The sequence below is a fragment of the Paenibacillus sp. JJ1722 genome (genome assembly GCF_048282685.1).
Taxonomy (GTDB): Bacteria; Bacillota; Bacilli; order Paenibacillales; family Paenibacillaceae; genus Paenibacillus; species Paenibacillus polymyxa_B.
This window is the reverse complement of the sequence record NZ_CP182500.1, coordinates 3,806,606-3,823,136: the sequence shown is the minus strand read 5'-3', so window position 1 is coordinate 3,823,136 and position 16,531 is coordinate 3,806,606. Positions and strand designations below refer to the sequence as shown.

The 16,531-nt window shown below is 46.7% G+C and carries 16 protein-coding genes and 1 tRNA gene; 10 read left to right on the top strand and 7 right to left on the bottom strand.

The window, feature by feature from the left end; genetic code table 11:
• Positions 1-4: 4 nt before the first annotated feature.
• Together ACM1ND_RS17105 and ACM1ND_RS17100 are read right to left on the bottom strand one after the other, a co-directional pair.
• Entirely contained in the window at positions 5-1,078 is a 1,074-nt protein-coding gene (locus tag ACM1ND_RS17105) for an anthranilate phosphoribosyltransferase (protein WP_418026370.1), read from the bottom strand.
• 19 nt (positions 1,079-1,097) lie between these two features.
• Complete coding sequence (locus ACM1ND_RS17100) at positions 1,098-1,700, bottom strand: ANTAR domain-containing response regulator (protein WP_023989349.1); 603 nt, start codon at positions 1,698-1,700, stop codon at positions 1,098-1,100.
• A gap of 446 nt (positions 1,701-2,146) precedes the next feature.
• Here ACM1ND_RS17100 and nirB point away from each other — a divergent pair, with 446 nt between their 5' ends.
• Both nirB and nirD read left to right on the top strand, forming a co-directional pair.
• On the top strand, positions 2,147-4,579 hold the full coding sequence (nirB, locus tag ACM1ND_RS17095; protein ID WP_053325727.1) for a nitrite reductase large subunit NirB: 2,433 nt from the start codon (positions 2,147-2,149) through the stop codon (positions 4,577-4,579).
• Positions 4,580-4,591: 12 nt separating this feature from the next.
• Positions 4,592-4,921 (top strand): nitrite reductase small subunit NirD, encoded by a 330-nt coding sequence (gene nirD, locus ACM1ND_RS17090; RefSeq protein ID WP_025724005.1) that lies wholly within the window; start codon positions 4,592-4,594, stop codon positions 4,919-4,921.
• Between the two features lie 292 nt (positions 4,922-5,213).
• Here the strand turns inward: nirD and ACM1ND_RS17085 are convergent.
• Positions 5,214-5,285: transfer RNA gene (locus ACM1ND_RS17085), tRNA-Val, on the bottom strand.
• Between the two features lie 141 nt (positions 5,286-5,426).
• Here ACM1ND_RS17085 and ACM1ND_RS17080 point away from each other — a divergent pair.
• Complete coding sequence (locus tag ACM1ND_RS17080) at positions 5,427-5,870, top strand: GNAT family N-acetyltransferase (RefSeq protein WP_023989346.1); 444 nt, start codon at positions 5,427-5,429, stop codon at positions 5,868-5,870.
• Positions 5,871-5,960: 90 nt separating this feature from the next.
• Positions 5,961-6,197, top strand: coding sequence for a DUF3892 domain-containing protein (locus ACM1ND_RS17075; protein WP_023989345.1), 237 nt, complete (start codon positions 5,961-5,963; stop codon positions 6,195-6,197).
• A gap of 122 nt (positions 6,198-6,319) precedes the next feature.
• On the opposite strand, the gene ACM1ND_RS17070 is transcribed toward ACM1ND_RS17075, so the two are convergent.
• A complete protein-coding gene (locus ACM1ND_RS17070; protein ID WP_023989344.1) occupies positions 6,320-7,078 on the bottom strand; it encodes an MBL fold metallo-hydrolase in 759 nt (252 codons plus the stop codon).
• Positions 7,079-7,278: 200 nt separating this feature from the next.
• Here ACM1ND_RS17070 and ACM1ND_RS17065 point away from each other — a divergent pair, with 200 nt between their 5' ends.
• Complete coding sequence (locus tag ACM1ND_RS17065; protein ID WP_023989343.1) at positions 7,279-7,836, top strand: hypothetical protein; 558 nt, start codon at positions 7,279-7,281, stop codon at positions 7,834-7,836.
• Positions 7,837-7,915: 79 nt separating this feature from the next.
• The gene (locus ACM1ND_RS17060) at positions 7,916-8,221 is read left to right on the top strand and encodes a DUF1292 domain-containing protein (protein ID WP_007431055.1); all 306 of its coding nucleotides are present in this window, start codon (positions 7,916-7,918) and stop codon (positions 8,219-8,221) included.
• A gap of 105 nt (positions 8,222-8,326) precedes the next feature.
• Here ACM1ND_RS17060 and ACM1ND_RS17055 read toward each other — a convergent pair whose 3' ends face one another.
• Positions 8,327-9,802 (bottom strand): aminotransferase class I/II-fold pyridoxal phosphate-dependent enzyme, encoded by a 1,476-nt coding sequence (locus ACM1ND_RS17055; protein ID WP_013310938.1) that lies wholly within the window; start codon positions 9,800-9,802, stop codon positions 8,327-8,329.
• Between the two features lie 187 nt (positions 9,803-9,989).
• Between ACM1ND_RS17055 and ACM1ND_RS17050 the strand changes: the two genes are divergently transcribed.
• The gene (locus tag ACM1ND_RS17050; protein WP_418026369.1) at positions 9,990-11,273 is read left to right on the top strand and encodes an MFS transporter; all 1,284 of its coding nucleotides are present in this window, start codon (positions 9,990-9,992) and stop codon (positions 11,271-11,273) included.
• Positions 11,274-11,298: 25 nt separating this feature from the next.
• On the opposite strand, the gene ACM1ND_RS17045 is transcribed toward ACM1ND_RS17050, so the two are convergent.
• A complete protein-coding gene (locus ACM1ND_RS17045) occupies positions 11,299-11,931 on the bottom strand; it encodes a YktB family protein (protein WP_075154420.1) in 633 nt (210 codons plus the stop codon).
• A gap of 279 nt (positions 11,932-12,210) precedes the next feature.
• Between ACM1ND_RS17045 and ACM1ND_RS17040 the strand changes: the two genes are divergently transcribed.
• Both ACM1ND_RS17040 and gndA read left to right on the top strand, forming a co-directional pair.
• The gene (locus ACM1ND_RS17040; protein ID WP_418026368.1) at positions 12,211-12,810 is read left to right on the top strand and encodes a hypothetical protein; all 600 of its coding nucleotides are present in this window, start codon (positions 12,211-12,213) and stop codon (positions 12,808-12,810) included.
• 173 nt (positions 12,811-12,983) lie between these two features.
• On the top strand, positions 12,984-14,390 hold the full coding sequence (gene gndA, locus ACM1ND_RS17035) for an NADP-dependent phosphogluconate dehydrogenase (RefSeq protein WP_069080015.1): 1,407 nt from the start codon (positions 12,984-12,986) through the stop codon (positions 14,388-14,390).
• 246 nt (positions 14,391-14,636) lie between these two features.
• On the opposite strand, the gene ACM1ND_RS17030 is transcribed toward gndA, so the two are convergent.
• Positions 14,637-14,942 (bottom strand): rhodanese-like domain-containing protein, encoded by a 306-nt coding sequence (locus ACM1ND_RS17030; protein ID WP_010345522.1) that lies wholly within the window; start codon positions 14,940-14,942, stop codon positions 14,637-14,639.
• Between the two features lie 269 nt (positions 14,943-15,211).
• Here ACM1ND_RS17030 and aroA point away from each other — a divergent pair, with 269 nt between their 5' ends.
• A complete protein-coding gene (gene aroA / locus ACM1ND_RS17025; protein ID WP_028540541.1) occupies positions 15,212-16,504 on the top strand; it encodes a 3-phosphoshikimate 1-carboxyvinyltransferase in 1,293 nt (430 codons plus the stop codon).
• Positions 16,505-16,531: the final 27 nt, after the last annotated feature.

Sequence of the window (16,531 nt, the reverse complement as noted above, 5' to 3'; positions counted from 1 at the left end):
ATAATTAAAAATGCATTCGGGTTTCGGATCTGCTTGCTCCTGTTTTTATTTCTTTTCTGAGCATAGCTTCCCGCCAGTGACAATACAAACCCCAGGCGTCCCCGTTTTCTAGCAGCGGTTTGCAGGTATACAAACCTTCCTCTATGGAGTCGACTCGCCCTGCAACGAACAGTCGGACCGCACTGTTGAGTAACACTTGATTCGAAAAGGCTATAGAAGCTGTGCCTTGCAGCACTTCCTCCGTAATGCGCAGCTGTTCAGCGGGGGTCCAGTTATGCTCGGGTACCACCGAATCCAGCCCGTACATTTCCGAATCAATAACCTGTAGTGATACCTCGCCGTTAGCAAGCAGGTAAGTCCGGGTCGGCCGATCGATGAACAGATCCTCCGATCCTTCGCTCCCCTGGACGATCAGAGCCCTGCGGTAATTCAGATTTTGCATGAGTTTCGCCGTCTTCTCGAGCACAGTATTGTGGAAAACGCCGAATACAATATACGGGGAAGAACCGTAATCAACCAGTTTCTCGGCAGTATTCAGCACTGTGCGAAGCCCCAGCTCTTCGCGAATGGGCCGCATATCTCGCAGGGGCGCGCACCACTGTTCGGAGGCAACGAACAGTACACCAGTCAGCTTCGCGGCATGAATGGCGGTTTCACGTGTCATGTTCCGGGACGTTACCCCCATTTCCTGCAGCAAAAGCGGGAGCGTAACACCCCATTTGGGAGGGAGAGGTGCACTGCCATGCATCGTTACAGGAATTCCGCATGAGGCGAGTAGAAAGGCCGTTGCGAAGGTGGCGATAAATGAAGACTTTCTGCCATCGTACGGACCGGCGAAATCAATCCCTTCCTGCATCGGAAAGCGATGGGTATATTTACGGCAGATGTTTACAAATGCTTCCAACTCGGCAACACTCTCCATTTTAATGCGCTCCGCGGCAAAGAAAGCTCCGATTTGAGCAGGGGTTGCTGACTGGGTCATAATAAGTTCGGCAGCAGCTTCGGCTTCGGCGTAATTCAGATCCCGGGCGCCCCTTTTGCCGCGACCAACTTCTTTTAATATTTCAATGATATTCATGTTCGGGCCCCTTTCAGATTTATGCTTTTAGCATTTGCTGTGCTTTGACGATGGAGATGGCCACATCAACGATACGTTTGCGTTCGTTCATTGCTTTTTTGCGTAGCACATCATATGCTTCCGCTTCCGGGATACCGTTTACTTCCCCAAGTATTCCTTTCGCCATATCAATCCATTTGCGTTCTTCCAGCCGAGCGGTCAGTTGCTTGCGTTCACTTTGCCAGTGCTGGCGTTCAAAAAAGCGTTTGGCGCTAAAATGAAGAGCCCAATTCAGCTCATGGGCTGCCATAGAAGGGGTTAGAATGCCATCGACAGTGACATCAGCTTCACAGGCCTCTGTCGATGATAGCGCTGATTCTGCGCTGCACCACCAGAGCAATGGGATCGCTTTGGCTTGCTCCAGCCTGCCACTCCATATGCTGATAGTGCCGACAGGTATGTTTAGTACCGCCGCGTCTGCATTAAGAATTAGCTGTTTGATTTCAGATTCATTGCGGCAGGGCAGGGTTAGGTATCCGTTGGACTCTAAAAGGTGCTCAGGTCCTGCCTGCCATGAGGAAACGGCGTGTGTCTGCTCAGATACATAGTCAGAATGTAAGTGAATTACCAACAAGGAACGCAAGCGGGCTCCTCCTCTCTGTAACATGAAGGGTAGTTAGCGATGGGGATAGTAATCATTGATAACAAATATGACATAAGATTTTGTCTGCCTGCTTATTTTTTTCATCATCATCAAGCTAAAACGGACTTTTAAACCATTTTGGCGTGTTTTGGACTGAAAATCAATCCTAATTTTGTAGGGGAGTGATATTTTATACGTCATAGATATGTTACATGGTGATAAAATATAATTTTTTATAAGTTAATGCGTAAGGAATGTTGACATATCATTTGAAGCATTATATATTAGCTACAATACTTTTTAATTCCATACTCTGATGGATACAACGGCGTATTCGATGAAACGGCAATGGAGCCTGTTTTCTCATGTGGAGGGATATTTTGAATCCCCATATGTGAAGCAGGCTTTTTATGTTTTGAGGATACAAATGGAAGGGAAGTGACCTGATGAACGATATCCAAAAGTTAGTGTTGATCGGCAACGGAATGGCGGGGATACGCACTCTCGAACATTTGCTGAAGCTTGCACCAGGTAGCTATGAGATTACGGTATTCGGGGCCGAGCCCCATCCAAACTATAACCGGATCATGCTGTCCTCCGTTCTGGCGGGAGGGGCTGGTTTGCAGGATATTGTCATTAACGACTGGAGTTGGTATGAAGACAACAATATTCGATTGTATACCGATGATCCTGTCACAGCCATCAATACGGAAAAGCAGCAGGTGACGTCGCGCTCCGGCGTATGCATCTCTTATGATTTGTTGTTGTTGGCAACAGGTTCTAAAGCCTTTATTCTGCCGCTTCCAGGGGCCGACAAGGAGGGTGTTATCGGTTTTAGGGATATTCGTGACTGTGAAACGATGATGGAGACGGCAAAGACGCACAAAAAAGCAGCTGTTATCGGCGGCGGATTGCTTGGGCTAGAGGCAGCTAGGGGGCTGCTTAACTTGGGGATGGACGTCACAGTTATTCATATTAACGGATATATTATGGATCGGCAGCTGGATGAGGCTGCTTCCCTTATGCTCCGGCGCGAGCTGGAGGAGCAGGGAATGACTTTTCTGGTCAATAAGCGAACGGCGGCTATTACGGGCCGTCGTCGCGTGGAAGGATTGAAATTTGCCGATGGCAGTGAGCTGGAAGCAGACTTGATCGTTATGGCGGTAGGCATCAGACCAGACATTGAACTGGCGGTGTCGGCGGGAATTCCTGTAAACCGTGGCATCATCGTAAATGATTACATGGAAACGAATGTCCCTGGCATATACGCCGTTGGCGAATGTGCAGAACACCAGGGAATCACTTACGGACTGGTAGCTCCATTATACGAGCAGGGTGGTGTGCTGGCTCAGCGGCTCGCGGGAATGGAGACTCCCGGCTACAGTGGTTCCGTCACTTCTACAAGGTTGAAGGTATCGGGTGTCGACGTGTTTTCAGCAGGGCATTACAAGGATGAACCGGGAACACGTTCCCTGCGGTATCAGGATGATATTGGCGGCGTCTACAAAAAAATCGTGATCAAGGACGAAAAACTGATCGGAGCCGTTCTGTTTGGGGATACGTCTGACGGAGCCATGCTGTTTTCTTTGATCAAAAGTGGCGAGTCGGTGGTTGGCCGAGAGAAAGAGTTATTACTTGGCTTCAATCCCGGTCAACCTGAAGCTAGTGGCGCCATGATGCTGGAGCAGATGCCTGATGACGAAATTGTATGCGGATGTAATGGTGTATCCAAGGGTGACATTGGAGAGGCGGTTGCGGCTGGCTGCCGGAGTGTCGGGGAGATTAAGGCATGTACGAAGGCATCGGCATCATGTGGCGGCTGCAAGCCATTAGTGGAGGGACTCTTACAGCTATACGCAGGTGCAGAAGCCGGAGAAACGCTGAAAGAGGGGATTTGTAGTTGTACGACGCTTGACCGGGAAGCGATCATTGATGGCATTCGAGAGATGGGATTGAAGAGCGTTAAAGAAGTGATGAATGTGCTGGGATGGAACGAACCGGAAGGTTGCACGAAATGTCGTCCGGCCCTCAATTATTATCTAGGTATGGTATGGCCGATCGATTATGAGGATGAGAAGGAATCCAGATTCACGAATGAACGGTACCATGCCAATATACAGAAAGATGGCACCTATTCTGTCGTGCCCCGCATTTATGGAGGAGTTACTTCACCTGCCGACCTGAAGAAAATTGCTGCTGTCGCAGAAAAATACAATGTGCCTCTGGTTAAATTTACGGGTGGCCAACGTCTTGACCTGCTTGGTGTGAAAAAGGAGGATTTGCCGGGGATCTGGGCCGAGTTGGATATGCCGTCTGGATATGCCTATGGAAAGACGCTGCGAACGGTTAAGACGTGCGTAGGTAACACCTTTTGCCGCTTTGGCACTCAGGATGCTATGGGTATGGGCATTCGGTTGGAAAAGGCATTTGAACGGCTGAATGCGCCATCCAAAGTCAAACTGGCTGTATCTGGTTGCCCGCGTAACTGCGCTGAAGCGACGATAAAGGATTTAGGCGTCGTTGCTATTGACGGTGGCTGGGGGATCTACGTTGGAGGTAACGGCGGTATTAAGGTTCGGGCAGCTGAACTGCTTTGTACCGTTAAAACCGAGGATGAAGTAATGGAATGGACCGGTGCCTATCTGCAGTATTATCGCGAGCAGGCCAATTGGAACGAACGCACAGCCCATTGGGTGGAACGGGTCGGAGTTGAATCCGTCAAACAGGCACTCGCGAATGCAGAGACGAGGAAACAACTGGTGACCAGAATTGAAGAGACGTTAAGCACGACGACTGATCCGTGGCACGAAATTATTCACAACGAAGAGCTGCGCAAAAATTTTGTACAGTTGCCGGAACTTAAGGCAGTAACGGAATAGGGGGCTGACAAAATGGAGACCAATACGACAACCAACAGAGTCAGAATAGCTGATCTGAACGAAATTGACCGACGTGGAGCAAGGACAGTTCGCATTCATAATACAGAGATAGCTGTATTCCGTCTGAGCGATGGCAGCGTGCATGCGCTTGAGAATCGTTGTCCGCACAAAGGGGGGCGGTTATCCGAAGGAATGATATGTGGCTCAGCGGTCCATTGTCCGCTCCATGACTGGAAAGTTGACCTTTCCACTGGCCGGGTGCAAGAGCCGGATACTGGATGTGTGACTGCTTACCCCACGGAGATTGATAGTGAGAGCGGGGCGGTTTATATCGTAATCTAAGAGTTCTATACGTATTGTGCTGATGGTTCTGCTTTTTTTCCTCTATATAATAGAAGGATCAAGGTGAAAGGCTTTGTTGAAGAAGTGGTGCTGTTAAAGTGCAAATGATCTGAGTATACAGAAAAGTCGACCCTATTTTTCCGGGCGGCTTTTTTATCTTATAAGTATGATTTTAATTAAAAAATAGGTTATTGACTAAATCTTAGTCAATGACCTATCTTCTTTTCTCAGGATAACTCGCTTTATCTCTAGACAAATAAAAAAAGCCTTGAGAATCAAGGCTTTTGACGAATAGGACGGATGGGGATCGAACCCATGACCCTTACCCTGTCAAGATAATGCTCTCCCGCTGAGCTACCGTCCTGCGGTTACTAGATAATATCATGTATTAACCATATATGTAAAGTGAAAAAATAGAAGTCAGCCTGTACTTCATGACCATTTATATATATAATTCGAATTTAGCGAGTTTGCAATTTGGAATTAATGATAGGGGGAACAGATGATGGCCGCAGAAATTATAAGTGTAACAACAGAGGAACAGCTACAGGAGGCAATATCGATCCGTACCAAAGTGTTTGTCGAAGAGCAAAAGGTTCCTCTTGATTTAGAAATTGACCATTATGACAAGCTGGGAGATACGGCCCATCATTTGCTAATTTGTGAACATGGTGAAATGGTGGCCACTGGTCGATTGACATACTATGAGGAAGATACAGCTAAAATGCAACGTATTGCCGTTCTCAAGGAGCATCGTGCGGCAGGCTATGGACGTGTATTACTGCTAGCACTGGAGGAACGTGCACGTGAATTGGGGTTAAGATACTCGCTGCTAGATGCCCAATGCCAAGCCGAGAGGTTTTACGAAAAGCTCGGTTATGAGACGATCTCCGATGAACCTTTTGACGATGCGGGAATACCGCATGTACGTATGCGCAAAAAGTTGTAGTCGACAGCGTAAGGTGCATACAAATCTGTACAATGTGCATGCTAGTAAAAGTTCCTCCACTATAATACTATGGATAAGGAGCGATACAGTTTGGCTGATACAGAACGAGAGCAAATTACAGCAGTACGTAAAGACGGGGATGGCGACCTTACGTCTTTTCAGACATCTACCGGTCGGGTTTTAGATTATAACCAAGCATTGAACGAGATTGAAGCAGGCTCAATTGCAGGCGTTAACGTTTTCAAGGCCAAGGATGGAAGCAAACGAATTCGGGGAGATGCCGATGGAGATCCATCTAATAACCTGGATCAACTGCCATTGTTCTGACCTTAACTCGCAACATTAGAATACAAGTTCATCATTATATTCAAGAACAGCAAGCCGCCTGGCTATCCTTTGTAGGAAAGCCAGGCGGCTTTTTGTTAATTGTTCAAACTGTATTTAGCATGCTACTCTGCACGTTCCAACTCTGTAAGTTGATATACTCGTTGCTGCTCCAGAAAGGACATGACTCCTGCTTTCTCCCTGAATTGTTCCATATCATCACTATAGTGCATCAGATGAATCCGCTCTTGAAGAGATGGCGCCAAGCTTAGCAGCTCGTCCAACGTCGTATGGACTTCTCCAGCGCCTTGTAATTGAACCTCATGCAGAATACTCCGACATCCTCGTTCATGCACCAGATGATGAAGCAAATCAGGGTCAAAAACCATATCTGCACTATAAAAAAGGCGGTCATTAATGAATATGGAATAACTGTTTTTACCCGGAATATGCCTTGTAGGGATTAGCTCCACCTGGATACCCGATACTAATGTAGTGGGTACACCAGGCGTTATTACGTTTACCTCGAATACATCTTCAAGCTTGTCAATCATACCTTGCTGTGACATTCCGCCCTTGAGCGTATGTTCCCACAAAGGGTGGATTAGTGGTTCGGCGATATAAAGTAGAGGCTTGCGACGATGGAGAATGTTCATTTGAAAACCGAATTCCTCCAAACCTCCGACATGATCTGCGTGAATATGTGTGATTAAAATTGCGCCAATATCAGGCAAAGGGACGCCCATTTGGTGTAATGCTAAAGAAGCGGTTGTACCGCAATCGATCAGCAGTTTGCCTTCTCCGCTGTCCAGCAGCGCGTTGTTGTTGTAATAATGCTTGGCAAAGGCACTGCCTGTGCCAAGCATTTGTATCGTTAGGCTCATTATGGATATCCCTCCGGACTTTGTGTACTAGGACATTCTACAGTCGTATTTTATCACCTATGCTGCTGGAACTAAAGATTTGGCTCCTTATGTAAAAACTTTGGACAATTTGTGAAACACAGCGCAACTTGTGCGGCTGAGCTAGGTATAAATGTACGACAGAAGGTTTTAAACAGATAACGATGGAGGGATTAGTAGTGATGAAATGGAGAAAAGTGATGGCCCTAGTGATGGCCTTTTCAATAATGGGAGGGACCGCCATTTCGGCGGAATCCGCCAAGGACCAAGTGCAGTTGATTATTAATGGAGAAGTGTCAAAAGATGGCGCAGTTGTCATTGATGGGAAAACCTATGTGCCCATCCGTGATTTTAACGGACTTGTAAATTTTGATCCATCCGGTGGAAAAGTTGTTTTCGACCAGCCTAACGTGCATATGTTCCTGTTCAAGGGAGATACGGTGTTTGGTAACGTGAATAAAGGCAATAAAGTGAAATTTAATGTATTCAGTCAAATTGATACCTTGAAAACAGATATCTCCGGAGTGAAGGTAGCGATCACCGACCCTTCAGGCAACGTGAAGGATATTCAGTCCCAAGATATCAAAGGAGCGCAAAAGGATAACTTCTGGTTCCGTACGAACGACTTTACGTATGATTTCAAAACAGCAGGGAATTACCGGGTTGGTTTCTACATTAAAGAGAGCAAAGACGGCAGCTATACCCTGGTGTCCGAAAAAGTCATTACAGCGATAAATTAGGCATACCACAAATTGACCTGCACCCTTGATCATGTTACGATACGAGGGAAAATAAAACAATTTGAAGGTAGGTATTTCCATGAGTGATCACAAACATGAACACGGTGAAGCCTGCAACCACGATCATGACCACGAACATGAAGAAATGGTTCTTACGCTAACTGATGAAAATGGTAAAGATGTAGAAATGGTGCTGGTAGAGACCTTTGACGTAGAAGATCACGTTTATGCTCTTCTGCTTGAGCGAGGCAATCCCGAAGCGGATGGCATTATTCTTCGTATGGAAGAAGAAAACGAAGAAATGGTGCTTTACAATATTGAGGACGAAGATGAGTGGAAACGTGTAGAAGCCGCATATAGCGAGCTTGTTGCCCAATACGAATAGAATTGGATGTAGCAGCTGCATAGCTCTTTAAGAAAAAGCCCCCAAATGGGGGCTTTTTTTGTTGGCTATCAACATATTTTGTAAGCATGTGTTGACAGTTCAATATTATGAAATAGCGTCAGTCTCGACGATAACCTTCACCTGATGTACTGTTCGGTCCTCAGGTCCTTTAACAGGCAGGCCTACTTCTACATGATCAACAATATAATCAATATTGTCCTGCGAAATAACTTCTCCTGGCAGTAAGATCGGAATACCAGGTGGATACACATAAATGAATTCTGCAATAATGCGACCAGCAGATTCCTTGAAAGGCACGATTTCCGTATCTCCATAAAAAGCGTCTCTTGGAATAAGGGAGAGCTGAGGGATATCCGGTATCTTTACAACCAGCTCATGCTCCTGACCTGTGGAATAGTGCAGAGAAGCCAGCTCACGCAGAGCCTTCAACAAAATTTCAATTTCCTCTTTGGTATCACCAGGGGTCACCAAACAGAGAATATTGTACATATCGCTAAGCTCAACCTCGATATTGTAGTGATCTCTCAGCCAATTTTCCACATCGTATCCGGTAAGACCTAAATGGCGGATATGAACCGTAATTTTGGTTGGATCATAATCGTAGGTAGCTTCCGTGCCGAGAATTTCACTACCAAAGCAATATAGTCCTTCAATCTTGTTAACCTCTGAGCGGCAATATTCAGCCAAATCAAGGGCTCGTTGTGCTATTTCATGACCGTTAAGTGCTAGGTTGCGTCGGGATGTGTCCAAGGAAGCCAACAGGAGATACGAAGTGGATGTCGTTGTCAGCATACTGAAAATCGTTTGTACACGTTGTGGGTTAACGTATCCGTTTTTCGTATTTACATTCAAGATCGAGCTTTGTGTCAAGGAACCGCCCAGCTTGTGGACACTTGTAGCTGACATGTCTGCTCCCGCCTCCATGGCGGACATCGGTAGATCAGGATGAAAATGAATTAGTACCCCGTGAGCCTCATCGACCAGGACCGGCACATTATAGCTGTGAGCGAGATCTACAATTTCTTTTAAGTCGGCGCACACACCGTAATATGTCGGGTTGATAACAAGGACGCCCTTGGCGTCAGGGTGGCGTTCCAATGCCCGGCGTACGGACTTGGTTGTAACCCCGTGGTGAATACCGAGATTTTCATCACTGACTGGAGAAATGAATACTGGTTTTGCACCAGCAAAGATAATGGCAGACATTATAGATTTGTGTACGTTTCTGGGTACAATAATTTTATCACCTGGCAAGCAAATGGACATAATCATGGTGATGATGGCTCCGCTTGTCCCCTGTACACTGTAGTAAGTATAATCTGCTCCGAAGGCATCTGCTGCAAGCTTTTGGGCTTCTTCGATGACACCTGTTGGTTGATGCAGATCGTCCAATGGAGCGATGTTGATCATATCTATGGAAAAGGCATTATCCCCCATAAATTCGCGAAATTCCGGATCTGCTCCGACTCCCTTTTTATGACCTGGGATGTGAAATTGAACCGGGTTGCTCTGAGCGTGCTTCTTCAAAGCAGTAAAAAGCGGGGTGTTGCTTTGATTCATTAGTGTTGTCACAACCTTTCGTGCAGGATTTCGACAATCCTGTGCAAGTGATAATAGAACAAAATTGAGTATAGCAGTTTGAAGTAGGAATGCAAGCGATTGAGGGCGCATTTATTTGCGAAAGAGTGGAGTAGGCGGAGAACCCGGTCTTTATAGCCAAAAAACGAAGGTGGAGGATGTGGATTAGATGTGGCAAAAAGGACGAAAAGAAGCTCCGCAGCGGCTGTGGACTCCTTTTTTTAGCAAATTGTGGGTTTTGGTATTTCTAGTCGAATTTATGAAAGGATCTCTTCTGGTATCCATCCTTCCGGTATATATGGGAGAAACGCTTGGTTTGTCAGCCGGGATTATTGGTTTAGCCTTTTCACTTCAATATTTTGGAGACAATGCGTTCCGGGCACCGGCGGGCTGGATGGCTGAACGGCTTGGTTACCGTGGAACGATGTCGACCGCACTGTTGTTTACGCTTGTAGCTATTATTATGCTGAGCGTACTGACAGAGCCCGTGTGGCTCGTCGTCGCGTGTCTACTGCTCGGTCTGGGTACTTCTCCGCTCTGGCCTTGTGTTATGACCGGAACGACCGAAATGTCCGGGCCTAATAACAGCAATGGCGCGGCGATGGGCACACTGGAAATTGCGTCTATGGGCGGAACGGGATTGGGTCCGCTCATTATGAACTTCGCCATATCCCACTATGGGCATTCTTACGGCATGGTGTTCATGATTTTGATAGGATGCAGTGTTGTATTGTTGTTGGTTGCTCTCATGCTGCCAGGACCGAAAAGGTCTGCTGACAAAGGTGACCTCGAACAGAGCGCTCTAGTGTCGTCTGATGGGCACATAAAGCAGAAGCGGGGAGTTCTGAAAGGAATCCAGGAGACGATTGGCGTGCTCAAAACAAAGCTTAACGTCAATCCGTTAATTTACCCGGCGCTGTTTTTGCAGTCTTTTGTTATCGGTTTAATCAGCCCGGTACTGACGCTATACGCTCGGACGGACCTCGGGATTTCACCAAACCTGTACAGCGTCCTCCTGATTGCAGGCGGTGGGGTGACTGTGCTGGCACTGATCCCTTGCGGCAAGTTGGTCGACCGACTTGGAACGGAGTATTTTCTACATGTTGGTTTTTTGCTAGCCGGAATTACACTGTTTCTCTTTTCAATCGTTCGATCTATTCCGCTGGTGTTTGTATCCGTAGCGCTTATTGGTTTGGGATATGCGCTCATTTTGCCTGCATGGAACACATTTCTTGCCCGACTGATTCCGGAAAGCGAGCGAGCAACGGTATGGGGCTTTTTTTTAACACTTCAAGGCTCCGGCATGGTTATAGGCCCGCTCGTTTCAGGAGTGCTATGGGACCGTGCCGGACACACAGCACCATTTATCATCAGTGGGGTCGTGATGCTGCTCATGTTTGGCTGCCACCTGGCTCTGGCGCGTAATCCACGCAGGAAGACTGTGGAGGCCTGAACAGCACCTTGAAAAGCGGCGAGGGCTACTCTTTCGAGAAAGACATTCGGTACAGCGGCAGTAAATGCTCAAAGGTAGAACGCACAGCCTGTAATAATGCAGCCCCGTCGCTGGCGAGTGGATCTTCTCGGTCAATACGGATTCCACACATGACCTCCGCTTTTTTTACCTGTTGCAGCTTGTGGATGATCGTTTGAAAATCTTCATTATCCATGTGTTGTTGTTCTGTGCCTTCTGGAGCCATATGATCCATGGACCAGTAAAAATGATCCGGTAGGTTAGAACGTACATCACTCAGGTTGGCTTCGAGCGCCTGGGCAAATGTAGCTTTGTTCGGGCTTTCATAAATAATTGCGAAGATGACGAAAAGATGGGAAGCGAACATGCCTACCTCAAAATGCGGCAGCGCCTTGTATCCGCGCTTGTTTGCCGCCCAGGCAACCCAAGTATCTTTGGGGGGATTGACTTTCCGTCGTGCATGCTTGGCAATGTGAACGTGCATAGGCTCCCCACATAAGTCTGTGAGGAACGGGGCCAATTCCTCGCCAATTGCCTCCAGCTTGGGCCGAACCTGCTGAATCAGCACTTCCATACGAGGCTCCAACCCCGGTATTTCAAAAACATCGAAGTCCTTTGCAGTAAATCCACTAAATGTCATTCCTTTTCCTCCTGTAACTGGGTTAAGCCATGTCGTGTGGCGTAATATGTCCGATTATAGCATAATGCCGCCGGGCGTGGCCGACTTTAGACCAGGTTTGAAACAAGCATATAAGGCAAAAGTAGGATTGTGCGCTGTTACTCATAAAAATAGGTCAAATAACCAAGTACCCTTACATAAAATGAAGTATAAAATAGAGCAAGGGAAGATCAAGCGGGAAAGCCGCAGGCTTGCTGTAGCCGGACTTCTTGAATCGGACTTGAAAAAGGAGGGAATGCCGTGAACAAGGGCTGTGAGGTAGAATATTGCAATCTAGAGCTCCGGTTTAGCCGTCGGCATATCCATAATCTGATCAAGGATTTGATATCGGAAGGGTATTCGCTATACTGGAGCGAGGATGAGTCGTACCTGGTTTTGTCGGTGAGAACCGGGCGCAAGCTGGTGAAGCTCCGTTTTCAACAGCTGCGCACAGGACACTACAAGTTGGCTGGAGATTATGTAATCCGCGATGCCAAGCTGGCTGAGTGGTTGGAGAAGCTGATTGGAAGCACCCGAGGTCATGCCATTGTCAAAAGAGTTAAGGATCATCATATTTTAGTAGAAAATATTTTGTTCGGTGAGGTTATTCGTCTGGTCGAGGTTACTGGCTTTAAGCAGCGTGTCATTTATCAGAAAGGACCGGTGCTGTCCGCACAGGAAATGGAGAATATGTACGCTTCCAATGAAGGGGAAACCCGGCTGCTGCTGCTCAAAATGGAAGTAGACGATGAATTGGAGAAGCTGTTCACAGCGATGACAGACGGAGATAAGGCTAAAATCGGGAATTGCCATGAACGCCTGCAAACGCTATCCCACCAACTGCTGATGATGGAAGTGTAATACATCTGAACACCTCATGAAAATGGGGTGTTTTGATCTGTGAATAGACAGGGGTTCACTTCTGACACCAAAAACGTTAAAATAGAAGTGCACGTGTTCCGATTCACATAAAGTGTAATGCGGTAAAGCGGCGATGTAGAAGACAAAATATGTTGCAAAGGATGAGGAACCAGATGGCAAAACAGCAAATTGGTGTGATCGGCCTGGCGGTAATGGGTAAGAATTTAGCCCTTAATATTGAGAGCAGAGGCTTCACCGTCTCGGTTTTTAATCGCTCTCCAGAAAAAACGCACGATCTTATCAAAGAAGCAGAAGGTAAAAAACTGACGGGTACTTTCTCTATTGAAGAATTTGTGAACTCATTGGAGTCACCCCGTAAAATCCTGATCATGGTTCAAGCTGGTAAAGCTACAGATGCCACGATTGAACAGCTTGTGCCTCATCTGGACAAGGGCGACATTATTATAGACGGAGGCAATGCCTACTTCCCTGATACACAGCGCCGCAGCAAGGAGCTGGAGGAAAAAGGACTTCGCTTTATTGGTACAGGCGTATCCGGTGGTGAAGAAGGTGCCTTGAATGGTCCTGCTATTATGCCAGGTGGACAAGAAAGTGCCTATAAACTGGTAGAGCCGATTCTGACGGCAATCTCTGCCAAAGTGGAAGGCGACCCATGCTGTACATATATCGGTCCCGACGGTGCTGGTCACTATGTAAAAATGGTGCATAACGGTATCGAGTACGGCGACATGCAATTGATCGGTGAAGCTTATCACCTGTTAAAATCAGTCCTGAACGTGAATGCGGAAGAGCTTCATGAAATCTTCACGGAATGGAATAAAGGGGAACTGGACAGCTACCTGATCGAAATTACAGCTGACATCTTCTCCCAATACGATGCTGAAACAGGCAAGCCAATGGTAGACGTTATCTTGGATGCTGCTGGTCAAAAAGGTACAGGTAAATGGACAAGCCAAAGCGCTTTGGATCTGGGTGTGCCATTGTCCATGATTACCGAATCCGTATTCTCCCGCTTCTTGTCTGCTATGAAAGACGAGCGCATTGCGGCAAGCAAAGTGCTGAGCGGTCCTAAAGCTGAGTCCTTCAGCGGCGACAAAAAAGAATTTATCGAGAGCGTACGTAAAGCACTGTTTGCAAGTAAAATCGTGTCCTATGCTCAAGGTTTCGCTCAAATGCGTGCAGCTTCCGATGAATATGATTGGGATTTGAAATATGGAAAAATTGCTATGATCTTCCGTGGCGGTTGCATTATCCGCTCGCAATTCCTGCAAAACATCAAGGATGCATATGACCGCGACCCTGCCTTGAAAAACCTGTTACTGGATTCTTACTTCAAAAATGTAGTTGAAACGTATCAAGATGCATGGCGTCAAGTGATTTCCGTGGCTGTATCTCAAGGTATTCCTGTGCCTGGCTTCTCCAGTGCGCTTGCATACTATGACAGCTACCGCACTGAGCGTTTGCCAGCAAATCTGCTGCAAGCACAACGTGACTACTTCGGTGCCCATACGTTCAAACGTGTGGACAAAGAAGGCGTATTCCATCATCAATGGTTCTAATGAACGGACGGATATGCATGAATAGCATTATGTAATACAACGGAAGCTTTTTTGCCCTATGGGTAGAAGAAGCTTCCGTTTTTTAATTTTTAATTATGGATATCATTCTAGGGTAGTAGAGGATTGTGTAATCTTTTGAGGCTATGGTATGATAGGAATAGAATATTTTAATGCATTACCGCGTCTAAGCTTTGAGTTAAAACAAAAGAGACGGGAAGTTCCCGTCTCTTTTGTTAAGTAGGTTTTCTATTGCTCCTGTGACCATTGCAGCATGCCGCCGGTCATGTTAGTACAGCCTTCATAACCTAGCTGCTGTAGATATTCGCAGGCTCGTTCACTACGATAACCGCTCCGGCAAATAAAGATAATTTCACCGGTGCGTTCAATTTCTTCAAGACGACCCGGAAGCTGTCCGAGCGGAATGTGCTTGGCACCTTCAATCATGCCTTCCGCTACTTCTTCCGCTTCGCGGACGTCGATTAATTGCAATTGCTCTCCTGCTTGCAGACGTGCGCGCAACTCAGAAGGTTCAATCAGGGCGATTTGCGTCATGGCCGGACCTCTTTTCTGATAAATAATGGGTGCTGCGTATGTTTTTGATGTGTGCAAAATGTCACACATACTCTATGTATGATAGCTAAGCTATCTCTAGGCTGTCAATTGGCTTAATCCTAAAGGCAGGTATAGATTAATTAACCGACGGGATTCACTCGGGCGACCTAGATTAATATTTCTTATTTTTTGGGTGGAGAAATGAATGCTACAACTTGTATAATTAACGTAAAATAGGATGGTTTGAACCGAAAAGGAGCATGTACATTATGGATGTTATCGTTAGACCTACCCCTTCCTTGCAAGGAGAGATTGGGGCCCTGTCCTCCAAAAACTACACTACTCGCTATCTGCTCACTGCGGCACTTGCTGAGGGACAAAGTACCATTTATTATCCAGCTCATAGTGAAGACAGTGATGCTATGCGTCGTTGTATCGCCGATCTGGGTGCAGTACTGGAAGAGGATGATGAAAAAATAATTATTACAGGTTTTGGTAGCCATCCTCAAGCTGTGAAGGAATTGAATGTGGGAAACGCAGGAGCGGTGCTCCGTTTTTTGATGGGTATTGCATCTCTATGTCCGGATGTTACATTTGTTAATACATATCCCGACTCATTGGGTAAGAGACCACATGATGATCTAATCGATGCACTGGGGCAACTGGGTGTGAAAGTAGATCATCGTGAAGGTAAGTTGCCAATTCGTATTCAGGGTGGTCAGGCGAAAGGCGGTAAAATTCAGGTGTCCGGCTCGGTTAGCTCACAATATTTGAGCGCCTTGCTATTCCTTACGCCTTTACTAGAGGAAGACAGTGAAATCGAAGTGCTGCATGATTTGAAATCCAAGGTGGTCATTGGGCAGACCCTGGAGGTATTGCAAGAGGCTGGTATTATCATTCATGCAAGCGATGATTACATGTCTTTCCGTGTCCCGGGGCGGCAATCCTATCAGCCACGTACGTATACTGTACAGGGAGACTATCCAGGGAGTGCAGCGGTGCTAGCGGCTGCTGCAGTAACGAATTCTGATGTTACCATTCATCGTCTTAAAGAGCAGAGCAAACAGGGAGAACGCGCTATCGTAGATGTGCTGCGCATGATGGAAGTGCCACTGACACACGAGAACGATACCGTTGTCGTGAAGGGCAATGGCCGATTGAAAGCTGTCGAGTTTGACGGTGATGCTGCAACAGACGCTGTGCTTGCAATGGTGGCTGCGGCTGTATTTGCTGAAGGCACGTCCCGCTTTTATAACGTGGAGAATTTACGGTATAAGGAATGCGACCGCATTACCGATTATTTGAATGAGCTGACCAAGGCTGGAGCTCGGGTAGAAGAACGCCAAGCGGAAATTATCGTACATGGCAGACCGGAAGGTGTCGAAGGTGGCGTGGAAATTAACGCGCATTTTGATCACCGTGTTATTATGGCCTTGACGATTGTAGGTTTGCGTTCACAGAAGCCGTTAGTGATCAAGGATGCACATCATGTCGCCAAATCGTATCCGCAGTATTTTGATCATCTAACGACGCTTGGTGCTTCTGTAGAATGGGTAAAATAAAAGCAAACGAAGATGCGAATAGGAGGG